The sequence below is a fragment of the Streptomyces sp. NPDC007901 genome (assembly GCF_042959465.1).
Lineage (GTDB): Bacteria > Actinomycetota > Actinomycetes > Streptomycetales > Streptomycetaceae > Streptomyces.
Genome location: NZ_JBIBKW010000005.1, coordinates 239,117 through 255,482, shown reverse-complemented (window position 1 = coordinate 255,482; position 16,366 = coordinate 239,117). Strand labels below are relative to the sequence as shown.

Annotated in this window: 14 protein-coding genes; 10 read left to right on the top strand and 4 right to left on the bottom strand. The window is 72.0% G+C overall.

Annotated elements, in window-relative coordinates; translation table 11 throughout:
- Positions 1 to 2 precede the first annotated feature (2 nt).
- Both ACFZDK_RS18780 and ACFZDK_RS18775 read right to left on the bottom strand, forming a co-directional pair.
- Positions 3 to 1,277, bottom strand: a complete 1,275-nt coding sequence (locus ACFZDK_RS18780) for a cytochrome P450 (RefSeq protein ID WP_390973751.1) — start codon at positions 1,275 to 1,277, stop codon at positions 3 to 5.
- 10 nt (positions 1,278 to 1,287) lie between these two features.
- Complete coding sequence (locus tag ACFZDK_RS18775) at positions 1,288 to 2,646, bottom strand: glutamine synthetase family protein (RefSeq protein WP_390973749.1); 1,359 nt, start codon at positions 2,644 to 2,646, stop codon at positions 1,288 to 1,290.
- 357 nt (positions 2,647 to 3,003) lie between these two features.
- On the opposite strand from ACFZDK_RS18775, the gene ACFZDK_RS18770 reads away from it, so the two are divergent.
- From ACFZDK_RS18770 to ACFZDK_RS18725, 10 genes are all read left to right on the top strand, one after another.
- On the top strand, positions 3,004 to 3,192 hold the full coding sequence (locus ACFZDK_RS18770; protein WP_390973748.1) for a 4Fe-4S domain-containing protein: 189 nt from the start codon (positions 3,004 to 3,006) through the stop codon (positions 3,190 to 3,192).
- A gap of 2 nt (positions 3,193 to 3,194) precedes the next feature.
- Complete coding sequence (locus ACFZDK_RS18765; RefSeq protein WP_390973746.1) at positions 3,195 to 4,430, top strand: FAD-dependent oxidoreductase; 1,236 nt, start codon at positions 3,195 to 3,197, stop codon at positions 4,428 to 4,430.
- 10 nt (positions 4,431 to 4,440) lie between these two features.
- Positions 4,441 to 5,253 (top strand): acetoacetate decarboxylase family protein, encoded by an 813-nt coding sequence (locus ACFZDK_RS18760; protein WP_390973744.1) that lies wholly within the window; start codon positions 4,441 to 4,443, stop codon positions 5,251 to 5,253.
- A gap of 126 nt (positions 5,254 to 5,379) precedes the next feature.
- Positions 5,380 to 6,840 carry an aldehyde dehydrogenase family protein gene (locus ACFZDK_RS18755; RefSeq protein WP_390973743.1) on the top strand — a complete coding sequence of 487 codons (1,461 nt, stop codon included), beginning with the start codon at positions 5,380 to 5,382 and terminating at the stop codon, positions 6,838 to 6,840.
- Entirely contained in the window at positions 6,833 to 7,759 is a 927-nt protein-coding gene (locus ACFZDK_RS18750; protein ID WP_390973742.1) for a 3,4-dihydroxyphenylacetate 2,3-dioxygenase, read from the top strand. Before ACFZDK_RS18755 ends, ACFZDK_RS18750 begins: the two co-directional genes overlap by 8 nt.
- Before the next feature lie 11 nt (positions 7,760 to 7,770).
- Positions 7,771 to 8,616, top strand: coding sequence for a fumarylacetoacetate hydrolase family protein (locus tag ACFZDK_RS18745; RefSeq protein ID WP_390973741.1), 846 nt, complete (start codon positions 7,771 to 7,773; stop codon positions 8,614 to 8,616).
- Positions 8,617 to 8,659: 43 nt separating this feature from the next.
- Positions 8,660 to 9,286, top strand: coding sequence for a TetR family transcriptional regulator (locus ACFZDK_RS18740; RefSeq protein ID WP_390973739.1), 627 nt, complete (start codon positions 8,660 to 8,662; stop codon positions 9,284 to 9,286).
- 187 nt (positions 9,287 to 9,473) lie between these two features.
- The gene (locus ACFZDK_RS18735) at positions 9,474 to 10,916 is read left to right on the top strand and encodes an amino acid permease (RefSeq protein WP_390973738.1); all 1,443 of its coding nucleotides are present in this window, start codon (positions 9,474 to 9,476) and stop codon (positions 10,914 to 10,916) included.
- A gap of 61 nt (positions 10,917 to 10,977) precedes the next feature.
- Complete coding sequence (locus ACFZDK_RS18730) at positions 10,978 to 12,468, top strand: aldehyde dehydrogenase family protein (RefSeq protein ID WP_390973737.1); 1,491 nt, start codon at positions 10,978 to 10,980, stop codon at positions 12,466 to 12,468.
- Entirely contained in the window at positions 12,465 to 13,175 is a 711-nt protein-coding gene (locus ACFZDK_RS18725) for a gamma-glutamyl-gamma-aminobutyrate hydrolase family protein (protein WP_390973735.1), read from the top strand. The genes ACFZDK_RS18730 and ACFZDK_RS18725 overlap by 4 nt, the downstream gene beginning before the upstream one ends.
- Position 13,176: 1 nt before the next feature.
- On the opposite strand, the gene ACFZDK_RS18720 is transcribed toward ACFZDK_RS18725, so the two are convergent.
- The gene (locus ACFZDK_RS18720) at positions 13,177 to 13,749 is read right to left on the bottom strand and encodes a MarR family transcriptional regulator (RefSeq protein WP_390973733.1); all 573 of its coding nucleotides are present in this window, start codon (positions 13,747 to 13,749) and stop codon (positions 13,177 to 13,179) included.
- 57 nt (positions 13,750 to 13,806) lie between these two features.
- Positions 13,807 to 16,329, bottom strand: coding sequence for a right-handed parallel beta-helix repeat-containing protein (locus tag ACFZDK_RS18715; protein WP_390973732.1), 2,523 nt, complete (start codon positions 16,327 to 16,329; stop codon positions 13,807 to 13,809).
- Positions 16,330 to 16,366 lie beyond the last annotated feature (37 nt).

The window sequence follows — 16,366 nt, the reverse complement described above, 5'->3', positions numbered from 1 at the left end:
CGTCAGGCGAGGGTGACCTCGACCGGCAGCTTCTTGATGCCGTTGACGAAGTTGGAGCGCACGCGCGGGACTTCGCCGGTCAGGCGGATGTCGGCGAGGCGCGGGATCAGTTCCTCGAACATGATGCGGATCTCGGTGCGGGCGAGCAGGTTGCCCAGGCACAGGTGCGGGCTGCCCTTGCCGAAGGTGACGTGGTCGTTGTCGGTGCGGGCGACGTCGAAGTCGTACGGGTTCCCGAAGACCTCCTCGTCACGGTTGCCCGAGGCGTACCACATGACGACCTTGTCGCCCTCCTTGATGTTCCTGCCGCCGAGTTCGACGTCGCGGGTCGCCGTGCGCCGGAAGTGGTAGACGGGGGACGCCCAGCGCAGGAACTCCTCGACCGCCGTGGGGATGAGGGACGGGTCGTCCTTGAGGCGGGCCAGCTGCTCGGGGTGCTGGAGGAGGGCCAGCATGGAGTGGGTGATGGTGTGCCGGGTGGTCTCGTTGCCGGCCACCACCAGGAGCAGGAAGTAGTTGTCGAAGTCCTGTGCGGACAGCGGGACTCCGTCGCGCGGGGTGGTGTTGACCAGCTTGGAGACCAGGTCCGTGCCCGCGCCGCCGCGCCGCTGCCGGGCCAGCTCCCGTCCGTACTCGAAGACTTCGAGCGAGGCGGGGGAGCGGAAGGGCAGGTCGCGGTACTTCTCGCTCTCCGCGCTGTGCAGGAGGACGTCCGCGTAGTCGGGGTCGGTGTTGCCGATGATGCGGTTGCCCCAGTCGATGAGCTGCTGGTTGTCCTCCGGCGGTACGTCGAGGAGCCGGGCGAGGACGTTGATGGGGAAGTCCGCGGAGACCTCCTTCACGAAGTCGAAGGTGCCCTTGGCCAGCGCCGCGTCCAGGGTCTTCGCCGTCAGCCCGCGCAGGAAGTCGGTGTAGCTGTTGATGACACCGGCGCCGAACTGCCGCTGGATCACGCTGCGCAGTGCCCGGTGGCGGACGCCGTCCAGCTCCAGGATCGAGGCGCGCTTCTTGATCTGGTCCTCGTCGACCTCCTCCAGGTTCACGAACCTCGTGGAGGTGAAGGTCTCGGCGTCCCGGTCGACCCGTGCGATGTCGGCGTGCCGGGTGACCGCCCAGAAGCCGGAGTTGGGCGCCTCCTCGGGCTGCCAGTGCACCGGGTCCTCGCGGCGCAGGGTGTGGAACATCCGCCAGGGGGTCACCCCGTCGGTGAAGTTGTCCAGGTTCGCGAGGTCGACGTCGGCGAGGCGCATGGCCTCGACGCCGGTGGCTGTGGTCATCGGTGATCCTTCACAGGTGGTAGGCGTACTCGGTGAACTCCCAGTCGGTGACATGCCGTTGGAAGCGTTCGACCTCGTTGCGCTTGTAGCAGAGGTAGGAGTCGGTGAAGTCCTTGCCGAGCAGTTCGGTGAGCGCGGTGTCCGCCTCCAGGGCGTCCAGCGCGGCGGACAGGTCCATCGGCAGCACGGTCGCCTTCGCGGTGTCGTAGCCGTAGCCCTCCAACGGCGCGGGCGGCTCCTCGCCGGCCAGCACGCCGAGCAGGGCGGCGGCCGCGGTCGCGGCGATCGCCAGGTAGGGGTTGGCGCTCGCGTCGCCGAGGCGCAGTTCGAGCCGGGACCCGGCACCGCGCTCCGGCGGGACGCGGACCATCGCGCTGCGGTTGTCCAGACCCCAGTCGATCAGCCAGGGGGCGAGGGTGTCGGGGCCGAAGCGTTTGTACGAGTTGACGGTCGGGTTGAGCAGCGCGGCCAGGGCGGGGGCGTGGGCCAGAACACCGGCGATCGCGTGCCGGGCGGTGGCGGACAGGCCGTAGGCGCCGGACGGGTCGTCGAAGGCGTTGCGCCCCTCGGCGTCCGACCTGTCGGTGCAGGAGAGGTGCAGATGGAAGCCCGAGCCGCCCGCGTCGTTGAAGGGCTTCGCCATGAACGTGGCGAGCCGGCCCTCGCGCCGGGCCAGCTCCTTGATCGCGGCCTTGAAGCGGAACGCCCGGTCGGCGGCGGAGAGGGCCTCGGAGTGCAGCAGGTTGATCTCGAACTGTCCGCCGTCGAACTCGTGGTTCCCGCTCAGCACCCCGATCCCGAGGTCGCGCACCTGCCGCAGGGTGCGCAGCAGGTGGTTGTCGGGGTCGGCGCGCAGCCCGGCCGTGTAGACGACGCCGGGGTTGCCGCCGTAGCGCCGCCAGCCGCCGCCCGGTTCCGGCTCGCACAGGAAGTACTCCAGCTCGGGGCCGACGACCGGGCTCAGCCCGTGCTCCCGGCACCGGTCGAGGACCGACCGCAGCAGGTCGCGCGGCGACTCGGGGGCCGGTGCCCCGGTGGCAGGGTCGACGACGCCGGCGAGACAGGCGGCCACGCCCGGCTCCCAGGGCAGGGCGACCAGCGTGCCGAGGTCCGGCCGTACGGAGATGTCCGGCAGGCCCGCGTCCAGACCGCCGCTGACCGGGACCACGTCGCCCTGCGGGCTGGTGTGGTAGACGGCCCGGCAGAAGGCCAGCCCGTGCTCCAGGGCGCGGGGCAGCTCCTCCACCAGCACATCCCGGGCCCGGTCGGTGCCGATGAGGTCGGGATACGTCACCCGGACGACATCGATGCCGTCCGCGGTGAGCCGGTCCAGGTGCCGGCGGACTTCTGACAGGTCTTGATCGCTCACCGTTGTCTCCTCGGGCGGACGGACGTCGGGGCACCGCCTCCGGGACCTGTGATCCGGGGTCCGGGAGGCGGGTGGCGTGGGGAGTGACAGCCGGGGCGCGTGGTCGAGGGTGGCTCTCCGGCCTGCTGTTTGAAGCCAAACGGTAGGCAGGTGCGCACCTTGCCGCAAGGGGGCGACGGAAAGAATTTATCCAGACGGATAGGTATTGACCAGGGGGTGGCGCCTGTTTACCTTGTTTGAAGCCAAACGAGTTCGGGTCGCGGTCCGCCGCAACCCGTTGGCAGGGCCCGGTCGGCACGGCCGGCCGGGCCCGTTCCCTCCCCTCCCTTCGCTTCCGCTCCCTCAGGAGGACCGGCCATGAAGGTCGTCGTCGACATGAACAAGTGCCAGGACCACGGCCAGTGCGTCTTCGCGGCCCCCGACGTCTTCTCGATGGACGACGACGGCCACTTGGCCTACGTGTCCGACCCGGACGACGCACTGCGCGACGAGGTCGAGGAAGCGGCCGACGTCTGCCCGCTCCAGGCCATCCGGATCGAGGCCTGACCGTGGACGCGCGCATCGTCGTGGCCGGCGCCTCCATGGCCGGCCTGCGCGCCGCCGAACAGCTGCGCGCGGCGGGCTGGACCGGTGCGATCACCCTCGTCGGCGACGAACCGCACATGCCCTACAACCGGCCGCCCCTGTCCAAGGAGGTCCTGGCCGGCAAGGCCCCCTTCGACTCCCTCGCCTTCCGGCCGCGCGCGAGCGTGTCGGACGTCGAGTGGCGGCTCGGCAGGAAGGTCGTCTCCGCCGACCTCGACGAGCGGACGGTACGGCTCGACGACGGCGGTGCGCTCGCGTACGACGGCCTGGTCGTCGCCACCGGCATGCGCCCCCGGCGGCTGGCCTGCCCCGGCCCCTCCGCCGGCCGGCACACCGTCCGCACCCTCGACGACGCCCAGGGCCTGCGCGAGGCGCTGACCCGGCCCGGCGCCCGGGTCGTCGTGGTCGGCGCGGGATTCATCGGCTGCGAGGTCGCCGCGACCGCGGTGGGCCTGGGCGTCGCCGAGGTGACGGTCGTCGATCCGCTGCCGCTGCCGATGGTCGGCCCGCTCGGGGAACTGCTGGGACGTTCCCTGCAGCAGCGGCACGAGGACCGCGGGGTGCGCTTCGCGCTGGGGACCGGGGTGGCCGGGTTCGCCGGCGACGTGGGGGCACCTCCCAGCGGTAGCCGGGGGAGGGTCACCGGCGTGGTGCTGGGCGACGGCTCCGTGCTGCCCGCGGACGTGGTCGTCGAGTCGGTCGGGTCGGTCGCCAACACCGAGTGGCTCGACGGCAACGGGCTCGATCTGCGCGACGGCGTGCTGACCGACGAGCTGCTGCGGGTCGGTGGCCGGCCGGAGGTCGTGGCGGTCGGTGACGTGGCCCGGTTCCCCAACGCCCGCTACGACGGCGTACCGCGCCGGGTCGAGCACTGGTCGATCCCGACCGACACCGCCAAGCACGCGGCGAAGGTCCTCGTCCGTCATCTCTCCGGAGGCCAGGAGGAGTTGGCGCCGTTCGCGCCGCTGCCCACCTTCTGGAGCGACCAGCACGACTTCCGGCTCCAGTCCTTCGGCGCACCGGTGCTCGGCAAGGACGACGTCCGGATCCTCGACGGCGATCCGGGTGGGGACGTTCTCGTCGGCTACCACCGCGACGGCCGACTCGTCGGTGTCGTCGCGCTCGGCGGGCAGGCCGTCGCCGCGTCCGCCGCCCGTTACCGTGCCGAGCTGCTCCGGCAGCCCGCCCTCACTGTTTAAGGAGCCCCAAGTGGCCAGTCTCCGTGGTTACTTCCATCCGAAGACGGCGAGCGGTGCCTCGTCGCTGATTCCCTCGCCGCCGTGGCGGTACTCCGGCGATCTGCTGACCGTCGAGTACCGGACGGATCCCGCGTGGGTGCGTGAACTGCTGCCTGAGCCGTTGGAGTTGGCCGACGAGGATCCCGGTGCGGTCGCGCTGATCTGGGCCGACTGGCAGTCCTGCTCGGCGTCGGGGGAGGAACTGCTGGATCCGGTGCTCTCGCAGTACAAGGAGGCGTTCGCGGTCGTCCGCTGCACGTACCGGGGGCAGACGTACTCGCGGTGCGTCTACATCTGGGTCGACAAGGACTTCGCGATCGCCCGTGGGCTGCACCAGGGGTACCCGAAGAAGCTCGGGTCGATCCACCAGACGCGGCCGCATCCCTACGGGCCCGCTCCGCGGATCGAGGCGGGGGCGCGGTTCGGGGCGACGCTGGCGGCGGCGGACCGGCGGTTGGCGCAGGCGGTGGTGACGCTGCGGGAGCCGTCCGCGACGAACGGGTTCGTCAACGGGCATCCGATGGCTCATCACCGGTGGCTGCCGTCGATCGAGAAGGGCAAGGGCCTGGCTTTGGACGAGTTGATCGAGTCGGGTGCGGCGTCCTTCGAGGGCGGTCAGGCGTGGGTGGGGGACGCGGAGTTGGAGTTGTTCGAGGCGCCTACGGAGGAGCTGGCGCGGCTGGAGATCCGGGAGCCGATCGCCGCGTATTACCGGCAGGTCGGGGTGGTCTGGGATGGGGGGCGCTTGTTGGAGAGCGGGATGTCCGGAGTGGTTGCCGGGTGAGGTGCGTGGGCGGGTGCGGCTGCGTTGCGGCTGGTCGCGCCCACGCGGCGGTAGCCGCACATTCAACACAGCCCCGCGCCCCTGAGGTACGTGGCAGGTCCCTTCGTATGAATGGAAACCCTTCTCATGGCTGACAAGATCGTCGTTGCCGGAGTGTCCGTCGACACCCGGCACTGGATCGGTGGCGAGCGGGTCGCTTCCGCCGAGACGTTCACCGACCACTCGCCCATCGACGGGCAGCCGGTCGGCGAGATCGCCCGCGGCGGACCCGCCGAGGCCCGTGCCGCCATTGCCGCTGCCAAGGCGGCCTTCCCCGGCTGGGCCGCCACCCCCCGTGCCGAGCGGGCCCGTCTCCTGCACGCGATCGCCGACGGTGTGGAGAAGCGGATCGAAGAGCTCGGGATCGTCGAGACCACGGACAACGGGGCGCTGCTGCGTTCCCACCGCCGTGGTGTGATGCCTCGTGTCGCGCACAACTTCCGGTTCTTCGCGGACTGGCTGCTGAGACTGGAGCACGAGGACTTCGAGACCCGGGGACACGCGAATCACGTGAGCTGGGACCCCTCCGGGCCCTGTGTGCTGATCACGCCGTGGAACGCCCCGCTGATGATGGCCAGCTGGAAGGTCGCCCCCGCGCTCGCCGCCGGGAACACCGTGGTCCTCAAGCCCGCCGAGTGGTCCCCGCTCACCGCCTCGCTGCTCGCGGACATCGCCGCCGAGGCGGGGCTGCCGGCCGGTGTCCTCAATGTCGTGCAGGGTTACGGCGCGGAGATCGGCGACGCGCTCACCTCGCACCCGGACGTGCGGCGGATCAGCTTCACCGGATCGGTACCCACGGCCCGGCGGATCGCCGCCTCGGCCGCCACCAACCTGACGCCCCTGAGTCTCGAACTCGGCGGCAAGTCGCCGCTGTTGGTGTTCGCCGACGCCGATCTCGACCTCGCCGTGGACCTCGCGGTGGAGCAGTACGACAACGCCGGGCAGGTCTGCCTGGCGGGCACCCGGCTGCTCGTCGAGGAAGCCGTCGCCGAGGAGTTCACCCGCCGGTTCGCCGAGAAGGCGAACGCGCTCGTGCAGGGCGACCCGCGTGACGAGGCGACCGACGTCGGCCCGAACATCCACCCCCGTCAGCTGGAGAAGATCGACGCGTTCGTGCAGCGGGCGATCGCCGACGGGGCTCGTGCGGTGATCGGCGGGCAGCGCCTGGACGGGCAGTTCTACGCGCCGACGCTCCTCACCGATGTCGCGCAGGAGAGCGAGATCGTCCAGGAGGAGGTCTTCGGGCCCGTCCTGACCCTGCAGACCTTCACCGACGAGGACGAAGCCGTCCGTCTCGCCAACGACACCCGGTTCGGGCTGGCTGCCACCCTGGCCACCGGCGACCGGGAGCGTGCCGAGCGTGTCACCGCACAGCTGGTCGCGGGCACCGTGTGGGTCAACTGCTTCTTCGTCCGCGACCTCCAGGCACCCTTCGGCGGCTCCCGCCTGTCCGGCGTCGGACGCGAGGGCGGCACCTGGAGCTTCGACTTCTACTGCGACCTGAAGAACACCGTCACCGCACCCGGAGGGTGGAAGGACCATGGGTGAGATCGTCGGGGCGGGGCTCCTCGCCCACGTCCCCACCATCGTGCTGCCGGAGGCCGACCGGCTGGAACTCAACGAGGGCAAGGAGATCACCCTCGTCACCGGACTGCGCCAGCTGCGCCGGGAGGTGTTCGAGCGGGACGACTACGACACCGTCGTCGTACTGGATTCGCACTGGGCGACCACCGTCGAGTTCGTGGTCACCGCCCAGGAGCGGCGGGCCGGGCTGTTCACCTCCGAAGAACTGCCGCGCGGGATGTGCCGGATGCCCTACGACTTCCCCGGCGACCCGGAACTCGCCCGCAATGTGGAGAAGTTCGCCGACAAGCACGGCACCTGGATCACCGCGATCGACGACGACTACCTGCCGATCTACTACGCCACCATCAACCTCTGGAAGTACCTCGGCGAGGGCCTGCCCGACAAACGGTGGGTGACCATCGGCGTCTGCCAGACCGGCGACATGGAGGACCACCTGCGGCTCGGCCGTGCCCTCGCGGACGGGATCGCCGCCACCCCGGGGCGTCGGGTGCTGCTCATCGCCTCCGGCGCCCTCTCGCACACCTTCTGGCCGCTGCGTGAACTGCGCGACCACGAGGCCAGCGACCCCGTCCACATCTTCACGCCCGAGGCCCGCGAGGCGGACTTTGAGCGCATCGCCTGGTTCAAGGAGGGCCGTCACGGCAAGGTCCTGGACACCATGGACGCGTTCTGGAAGTTCAGGCCCGAGGCGAAGTTCTTCCACTACCTGATGATGGCCGGCGCCCTCGGCGAGCAGGCCTGCACCGCCCGGGCCCGCCAGTACGGCGAGTACGAGAACTCGATCGGCACCGGCCAGGTCCACCTCTGGTTCGACCGGCCCGCCGACGGCTGGACCGGCACCGGAACACCCGCCCCGCGCACCCCCCACAGCCGTATCTGAGGAGCCCCGACATGCCCGAGTACCGCCGCATCCTCCTCGACGGCGCCGCCGCCCAGGTCACCCTCGACGGGGACGAACTCGTCGCCGGGGACGGCCGGCGCGTGAAAATCGCTGACGCCCCGCATCTGCCGCCGGTCGTGCCGTCGAAGGTGATCGCCGTCCATCTCAACCACCGCAGCCGGGTGGACGAGTTCCAGATCGACCTGCCCGACACACCGACCTACTTCCACAAGCCGACCTCCTCCCTCAACTCCCACAAGGGCGCCATCGTCCGCCCCGAGGGCTGCAAATGGCTCAACTACGAGGGCGAGGTCGCCATCGTCATCGGGAAGACCGCGCGGAACGTCTCGCCGGCCGAGGCGGGGGAGTACATCGCCGGGTACACCATCGCCAACGACTACGGGCTGCACGACTTCCGGGACACCGACGCCGGGTCCATGCTGCGGGTGAAGGGGTCGGACACGCTGTGCCCGCTCGGCCCGGGACTGGTCACGGACTGGGACTTCCACGGCAAGCGGCTGCGGACGTACGTCAACGGCGAGGTCGTCCAGGACGGTTCGACCGACGAGATGAAGTGGGACATGCACTACCTCGTCGCCGACATCGCCCGGACCATCACCCTGTACCCCGGTGACGTCCTGCTGTCCGGGACCCCGGCCAACTCACGGCCGGTCCAGCCGGGTGATGTCGTCGAGGTGGAGGTGGAGGGGCTCGGGCGGCTGACCAACCACATCGTCACCGGACCCACCCCGATCCGTGACGACGTCGGCGCGCAGCCCACCGAGTCCGAGGAAGTACTCTCCACCGCGCTCGGCGGCGACTGGGAGTTCCGTGGCGTCCGCCCACCCCGCAGGTAGGCGTCACGACAGGCGCCGGGACCCGGCGGGTAGGGTCGCGACCATGACCGAATCCGCCGGGACCCCGCAGCCGTCCGAGGCCCGGTCGCGCAAGCGGCTGGGGTACGGGGAGGGCCGCGAGGCGCTGCTCAAGGCCGCGGTCAGGGTCGTCGGGCGACGGGGGCTGCGCCACCTCACCTACCGTGCGGTGGCCGAGGAGGCTGGGGTCACCCATGGTCTGGTCGTCCACCACTTCGGCTCCCGGGACGCGCTGATCGAGGAGTCCCTCGCCTACGCGGTGCGGCTCAGCCTCAGCAGCAGCCTGCTGGAGCCCGGCACCGGGAAGCCCGAGGACTTCGTGACCGGTCTGACGGACATGGTCGAGGACGACGCGGACGTGCAGGCGTACCAGTACGAACTGCTGCTGGAGGCCCGCCGCCGCCCCGAGCTGCTGGCGCAGGTCCGGGAGCTGTACGACGAGTACTTCGGCGCCTCCCGGCGCGAGCTGGCCCGGATACTGCCCGACGACGCGAGCCCGGCGTTCAACCGGCTGGTCTTCGCGGCGCTGGACGGACTGGTGCTGCACCAGCTCACGGGCATCGGAGACCGCGCGGACACCGAGGCCGCCCTCGCCGAGCTGCGTGCGCTGCTGCACACCCTGGGTGAGCGGCCGCCGGAGAAGCGCGACTGAGCGTGCCCGACACGGAACCCCCCGTCGCGGTCGCGCCGGGGGGTTCGTCATGCCCTGGGCAGGGCGGTTTCCCCGGCGTAAATTCCCCTCCCCACCCCCTTGCCGGATGGATAGTTCTGGCCCACCATGAGGCAACTCGTTTGGCTCAAAACGAAAACTCCTCCCTTCCCCTCAGCAGGTGATCCGAGTGGACAGTCAGACGGTCGACGCCTCTCCGCAGACCGGGGAGGGCCGCCCCGCGGCCGCCCTCAAACGCAACGCCCTGGGTGTCCTGGGCATCCTCTTCTTCGTCCTGTCCGCCCAGGCGCCGCTCACCGGTATCGCGGGCGCCGTCCCGATCGCCGTGGCGGTCGGCAACGGCGCCGGGGCTCCGGCCGCCTACGCCATCGCCGGAGCGGTGATCCTGCTGTTCTCGGTGGGCTTCGTGGCGATGGGCCGGCACGTCGTGAACGCCGGCGCCTTCTACACGTACATCGGCAAGGGCCTGGGCCGGACGACCGGCAGCGGCAGCGCGGCCGTGGCGCTGTTCGCCTACTGCACGGTCCAGGCCGCCATGTACGGCCTCTACGGGTTCACCGTCAGCGGGCTGGTCGAGCACTACTCCGGCGCGCACATCGCCTGGTGGGTGTGGGCCCTGGTGACCATGGGCGTCGTCCAGGTGCTGGGCGCCGCCGGGATCGAGCTGGGCGCCAAGGTGCTCGCCGTGTTCGTGCTCGCCGAGTTCAGCATCCTGCTCGTCTTCGCCCTGGTCACCCTCGTCAAGGGCGGCGGTCCCGAGGGACTCGACTTCGGCGGCACCTTCTCCCCGAGCGCGGTGCTCCAGGGCGCGCCCGGTGTGGCCCTGATGTTCGCCGTCGCCTCCATGTTCGGCTTCGAGGCCACGGCCATCTACGGCGAGGAGGCCCGCGAGCCCCACAAGACCGTCCCCCGGGCCACCTACCTGTCGGTCGCCGTGGTCACCGGCTTCTTCGCCTTCGTGTCATGGATGCTGGTCTCCTCCTACGGCCCCTCGAAGGTCACCGCGGCCGCGGGCAAGGCGCTCGCCGGCGGCGACTCCACGGTCTTCGTCTTCGCGCCCATCGCCGCCCAGTTCGGCGGCTGGGTCAACGACGTGCTGCCGATCCTGCTGGCCACCTCGCTCTTCGCCGGCATCCTCGCCTTCCACAACTCCGCCAACCGCTACCTGTTCTCGCTGAGCCGCGAGGGCCTGCTGCCGGGCCGCCTGCGCACCCTCAACCACCGGCACTCGCCGTGGATCGCGGGCCTGGTCCAGACGGCGCTCGCCGTCCTCCTGGTGATGCCCTTCGCCCTCGCCGGCAAGGACCCGGTCCTCACCCTCTTCTCCTGGTTCAGCGGCGTCGGCGTGCTGGCCTGCATGCTGCTGTACTTCCTGACCTCGGTCTCGGTGATCGTCTTCTTCCGCCGCGAGCGCCTGGACACCCGGCGCTGGCACACGCTGATCGCCCCCGCCCTCGGCGCGCTGGGTATCGCCGCCGTGATCTGGGTGGTCCTCACCAACTTCACGACCCTCATCGGCGGCGACGCCACCACGGCCCTCCGGCTGGTCCTGGCGGTCCCCGCGGTGCTGCTGCTCGGGGCGGGGAGCGCACGGTTCGTCCACGGTCGCTGACCCACCCTCGCCGGGTCCGGCCGCCCCGCGGCCGGACCCCCGACCCCTCGACGGGACCACCATGCTGGATCTCACCCACGACGAACTCCTCGGCCGCGCCAAGGCCCTCGACCTGCCCGCACACCACCACATCGACGGCACCGACGAACCCGGCGGCGGTGCCGCCTTCGCCGTGGTCTCGCCCCGCGACGGGCAGCTCCTCACCCGGGTCGCCGACGCCGGGCAGGCCGAGGTCGACCTCGCCGTGGCCGCCGCCCGCCGCGCCTTCGACTCCGGCCCCTGGCCGCACCTGGCTCCCGCCGAACGCGGCCGGATCCTGCTCCGCATGGCCGAACTCCTCGAGGAACACCGGGAACGGCTCGCCCTCACCATCACCCTGGAGATGGGCAAGCCGATCACCGAGTCGTACGCCATCGAACTGCGCGCGGCGATCAACACCTTCCGCTGGTACGGGCAGCTGGCCGACAAGCTCACCGACGAGTCCCCGCACACCGCGTCCGACGCCCTCGCCCTGGTCACCCGCGAGCCGACCGGGGTCGTCGGCGCGGTGGTCCCCTGGAACTTCCCGCTCACCCTGGCCGGCTGGAAGGTCGCCCCGGCGCTCGCGGCCGGCTGCACCGTCGTACTGAAGCCGTCCGAGTCCTCCCCGCTCTCCGCCCTGCTGCTCGGCCGGATCGGCACCGAGGCCGGACTCCCGCCGGGCGTGCTGAACGTCGTCACCGGCGACGGGCCCACCGCCGGGCGGGCCCTCGGCCTCCACCCGGACGTCGACGTGCTGGCCTTCACCGGCTCCACCGCCGTCGGACGGCACTTCCTGCGCTACTCCGCCGACTCCAACCTCAAGCGGGTCTGGCTGGAGCTGGGCGGCAAGTCGCCCAACATCATCCTTCCCGACGCCCCCGACCTGGACGCGGCTGCCGCCACCGCCGCCTGGGGCATCTTCTTCAACCAGGGCGAGATGTGCACCGCCCCCTCCCGGCTGCTGGTGCACTCCTCCGTCGCCGAGCGCGTGACGGACGCGATCGTCAGCCGGGCCGAGGAACTGCGGATCGGCGACCCGCTCGACCCGGCGACCGAGATGGGCGCGCTGGTCGGGGAGGCCCACCTGGGACGGGTACGGGACCACATCGCCGTCGGTCGCGAGCAGGGCGCCCGGCTGCGCACGGGAGGCGAGCGGGCGCTCGCGGAGACGGGCGGCAGCTACCTGCGGCCGACCGTCTTCGACCGCGTCGAACCCGGGATGCGCCTCGCCCGCGAGGAGATCTTCGGCCCGGTGCTGTCCGTCCTCGCCTTCGACGACGTCACCGAGGCGGTCCGGCTCGCCAACGCCACCGAGTACGGGCTCGCGGCCGGCCTGTGGACCTCCGACCTGTCCACCGCCCACCAGGTCTCCCGCGCCCTGAAGGCCGGCACGGTCTGGGTGAACTGCTACGAGGAGGGCGACCTCACCGTGCCCTTCGGCGGCATGAAGCAGTCCGGCAACGGGCGGGACAAGTCCGCGCACGCGATCGACAAGTACACCGAACTCAAGACGACCTGGATCCAGCTGTGACCCGTCCGCACCGTCAGCTCCGTCCGCTCATCGCCGTACCCGCCCGGTTCTCCGCCACCACCTCCGCCCTGCGCTACGCCGCCGAGGTCAACGCCCGCGCGCTGATCGAGGCCGTCTGGCGGGCCGGCGGCGAACCCGCGAGCATCCACCCCGCCGACACCGACGTGGCCGGCCGGCTCGCCCGCTTCGACGGGGTGCTGCTGCCCGGCGGCGGCGACCTCGCGCCGTACCGCTACGGCGCCACCGACACCCACGACAGCGTCTACGACGTCGACGACCTCCAGGACGCCTTCGACCTCGAAGTCGCGCGCCACGCGCTGGAGTCGGGGCTGCCGCTGCTGGCGATCTGCCGGGGGCTCCAGGCCGTGAACGTGGCACTCGGCGGCACCCTGGAGCAGGACATGGGCGGCCCGGACCGCACCCACCGGCACCTGCGCCACCCGGTGACCGTCCGAGCCGGCTCCCGCGTCGCCCGGGCGCTGGGGGAGGAGAAGGCGGACGCCTCCTGCTACCACCACCAGCGGGTGGACCGCCTCGGCCAGGGGCTCACCGTCACCGCGACCGCCGCGGACGGCACGGTCGAGGGCCTGGAACTCCCCGGCGCCCGAGGCTGGTTCACCGCCGTGCAGTGGCATCCGGAGGACACCGCGCACGAGGACCCCGTCCAGCAGCGGCTGTTCGACGCGCTGGTACGGGCCGCCGCCTGATTCAGGCCTTCGGGCGGCGCCCGCTGCGGCGGGGCGCGGGCTCGGCCCCGTCCAGCAGCTCCCGGCGCCGCTCCTCACCGTGCTCCTCCACCTGGAGCACGACCCGCCGCAGCCCCTCCGCGAGGCTGCGGCACTCGGCGTCGCTGAGACCGGTGGTCACGAAGGCCTCCTCCTCGTTGAACGCCGGGAACACCCGCCGCATCAGCTCCTCGCCCTTGTCGGTGAGGCTGAGCAGCACCAGCCGGCCGTCGCTCGGATGCCCGGCCCGGGCGAGCAGCCCCCGCGACTCCAGGGTGCGGACCACCCCGGTGAGCGTGCCCTTGGAGATCCCGGCCTCCTCCGCCACGTGCCGGGTCTCCGACTCGCCCCACACCCACACCACCCACAGCACCACGAACGCGGTCCAGGTGAGGTCCGAGCCGCGCAGCACGGAGTTCTCCAGGTGCTGCCGCACCGCGGAGGCAGCCCGGTAGATGTTCGCCACGGCCGCCATTTGGTCCCGGCGGATCGGAGTACCGCCGAGCTTCGCCGAGGCGAGCTTCTCGGCTTCGGTGATGGACCGCTGACCGGGCACGGGTGGCTCCTTCGTGACGTTCGTTCGGCCTCAAATTGTACGGAACGCAGCGCGCCCTCAGCGGGCGGCCGGGTGGGGCAGGTCGTGGGCCTCCAGACTGATCAGCTGCTCCGGCGTCGGAGCGGCGAGCTCGGCGACGCGCTGGGCCTGGCGTTCGGTCGTCTCCTGGAAGATCTGCCGGGCCGAGCGGCCGTTGCCGAAGCCCTCGCCCCGGGGCATGGCCTCGAAGAGACCGACGAGCTCGCTGCGGGCCGTGGGCGTGAGCTCGTAGCGGTGCTGTCCGGCCTGGTACTCGACGATCGACACCAGCTCGGCCGGCTCGTAGTCCTCGAAGAGGAGGGTGCGGCCGAAGCGGGAGGCCAGACCGGGGTTCGAGCCGATGAAGCGGTGCATGTCGCCGGGGTAGCCGGCGGCGATGACCACGACGTCGTCGCGGTGGTCCTCCATCAGCTTCACCAGCGTCGCCACGGCCTCGGTGCCGAAGTCGTTGCCCGCGAAGGCCGGGGCCAGCGAGTAGGCCTCGTCGATGAAGAGCACCCCGCCGAGCGCCCGGTTGAAGGCGGCCGTGGTCTTCGGGCCGGTGTGGCCGACGTACTCACCCACCAGCGCGGTCCGGTCGACCTCGACCAGATGGCCCCGGCGGAGCAGACCGAGGGCCTTGAGGAGGCGGCCGTAGAGGCGGGCGACGGTGGTCTTGCCGGTGCCGGGGTTGCCGGCGAAGACCAGGTGGCGGCTGAGCGGCGGGGCGGGCAGCCCGGCCTCCTCGCGGCGCCGGACCGTCTGCATGAGCTTGACCAGGGAGCCGACGTCCTGCTTCACCCGGTCCAGGCCGACCAGTTCGTGCAGCTCGCCGAGCAGGTCCTCCAGGTTCTCCTCCTCCGGCTCGTCGGAGTCGTCGACGGCCTTGGCGGTGGACGCGGAGGGCGAGGCCGCACCGGGTCTGCCGTTCGCCGGAGCCGCGGCCGGGGTGCCGAAGGCGAGCGGGGTGCCGTCGGCCGTGCAGTCCTCCAGGACCGGCTCGGCGCCCTCGTCGGTGCCCAGCGCCTCCGCGCAGTCCCGGATCCGGCAGTGCCGGAAGAGCGGGTCGGCGCCCTTGGCCACATGCAGGGCGGGGAAGCCCGCGCGGGTGACCTCGACCGCGGTGAACGTGCCGCCCGCGCCCTCCGCCAGGAACACCCCGTTCTTGCCCGGGCGGTCGATGTGCAGGCCGGTCACCTCCGGGCGGGCGCCGGTCCACACGACCGCGCCGGAGCCCGCGCAGTCCTCGACCCGGCCGCCGACCACCGTCGCCTCGGCGCCCTCGTCGACCACCAGCCCGGCCGCCCCCGCGCCGCTGATCCGGATCCCGGCGAGGGCGGCGGCGGCGCCCTTGGCGACCTGCACACCGATCTCCTTGGTCCCGGTCACCGTGGTGTCGGCGACCGTGCTGCCGGCCGGCGAACCGATGCCGATCCCGGCGGCTGACCCGGCGACCCGGCAGCCGGTGAGCGTGGCCACCGCCCGCTCCAGGACACTCACCCCGGTCATGGCGACGTCGACGATCCCGCAGTCGGTGAGTTCGACCCGGGCCTCGCCGGTGGCGTGCACCCCGTGCTCGGAGCCGCCCCGCACCCGGCAGTCGGCGAGCCGCCCGACGGCCGTACCGGCCAGATGCACGGCGCTGAAGGCGCTGCGGTCGATCCTGCAGTCGGCCAGGTCCGCCTCCGCCGAGCCGGTGACCAGCAGCCCGTTGGCCCCCGCGTCGGCGACCGAGCAGCCCGAGGCGCTCAGCCGGGCCGTCTCCTGCACGACCAGACCGCTGGCGGCCGCCCCACGGATCCGGCAGTCGGTCAGCTCCGCACGGGCCGAGCCGGTCAGATGCACCCCCGCCGCGCCGGGCGTCTCGATACGCGACTCCCCGGCCGTGGCCTCGGTCGCGTCCTCCAGGAGCAGTCCCGCCCGGCCGCTGCCCGCCAGCACCGAGTCGGTCAGCCGCAGCCGGGACCGGCCGCGCAGCCGCACCCCGGACCCGGTCGTCCGCTCCAGGCGCAGCCGTACGGCGTCCAGGCTCGCGGTGCCGGACAGCACCACGCCCGTGCCGTCGACGCCGGTCACCGCGGTGTCCTCCAGCCGGGCCCGGACACCGCCCGCCAGATGCAGTCCGGCCAGCCGGGCCCCCTCCAGACGGCAGCGGCGCAGCACGACCGCCGTCGTACCGCCCTCCTCGTCCTCCGGGCCCTTGACCTGCACCCGGCCGCCCTCCACCGAGCACTCTTCCAGGACCAGCCCGGCGCCGGGCGACACGCTCACGGCGGGCAGGCCCGCGTCGGACCCCCACACGGTGATGTTGTGCAGGGCGCAGTCCGGGCCGTCCACGGTCACCGCGGCCGCCTCACCGGGCGGCGCCGCGATCACCACACTGCCCCGGCCGTGCTCCGCCGTGAGCACGACCTCGCGGTCCAGCACCAGGTTCTCGGTCCAGGTGCCCGGGGCGATCACCACCAGATCGCCGGGCGAGGCGGCCCGTACCGCCTCGCCGATGGTCCGGTACGCGCCCCGGCCGCCCTGCCCCTTGGGCGCCACGGTGTGACGGGTGGTCATCTGTGTTCCTCAGTCCTCGGTGATCGCCGCTGCGTTG

Coding starts and splice junctions, on each gene's coding strand:
- ACFZDK_RS18780 (WP_390973751.1), bottom strand. CDS start 1,277: ATGACCACAGCCACCGGCGTCGAGGCCATGCGCCTCGCCGACGTCGAC.
- ACFZDK_RS18770 (WP_390973748.1), top strand. CDS start 3,004: ATGAAGGTCGTCGTCGACATGAACAAGTGCCAGGACCACGGCCAGTGC.
- ACFZDK_RS18755 (WP_390973743.1), top strand. CDS start 5,380: ATGGCTGACAAGATCGTCGTTGCCGGAGTGTCCGTCGACACCCGGCAC.
- ACFZDK_RS18750 (WP_390973742.1), top strand. CDS start 6,833: ATGGGTGAGATCGTCGGGGCGGGGCTCCTCGCCCACGTCCCCACCATC.
- ACFZDK_RS18745 (WP_390973741.1), top strand. CDS start 7,771: ATGCCCGAGTACCGCCGCATCCTCCTCGACGGCGCCGCCGCCCAGGTC.
- ACFZDK_RS18740 (WP_390973739.1), top strand. CDS start 8,660: ATGACCGAATCCGCCGGGACCCCGCAGCCGTCCGAGGCCCGGTCGCGC.
- ACFZDK_RS18730 (WP_390973737.1), top strand. CDS start 10,978: ATGCTGGATCTCACCCACGACGAACTCCTCGGCCGCGCCAAGGCCCTC.
- ACFZDK_RS18715 (WP_390973732.1), bottom strand. CDS start 16,329: ATGACCACCCGTCACACCGTGGCGCCCAAGGGGCAGGGCGGCCGGGGC.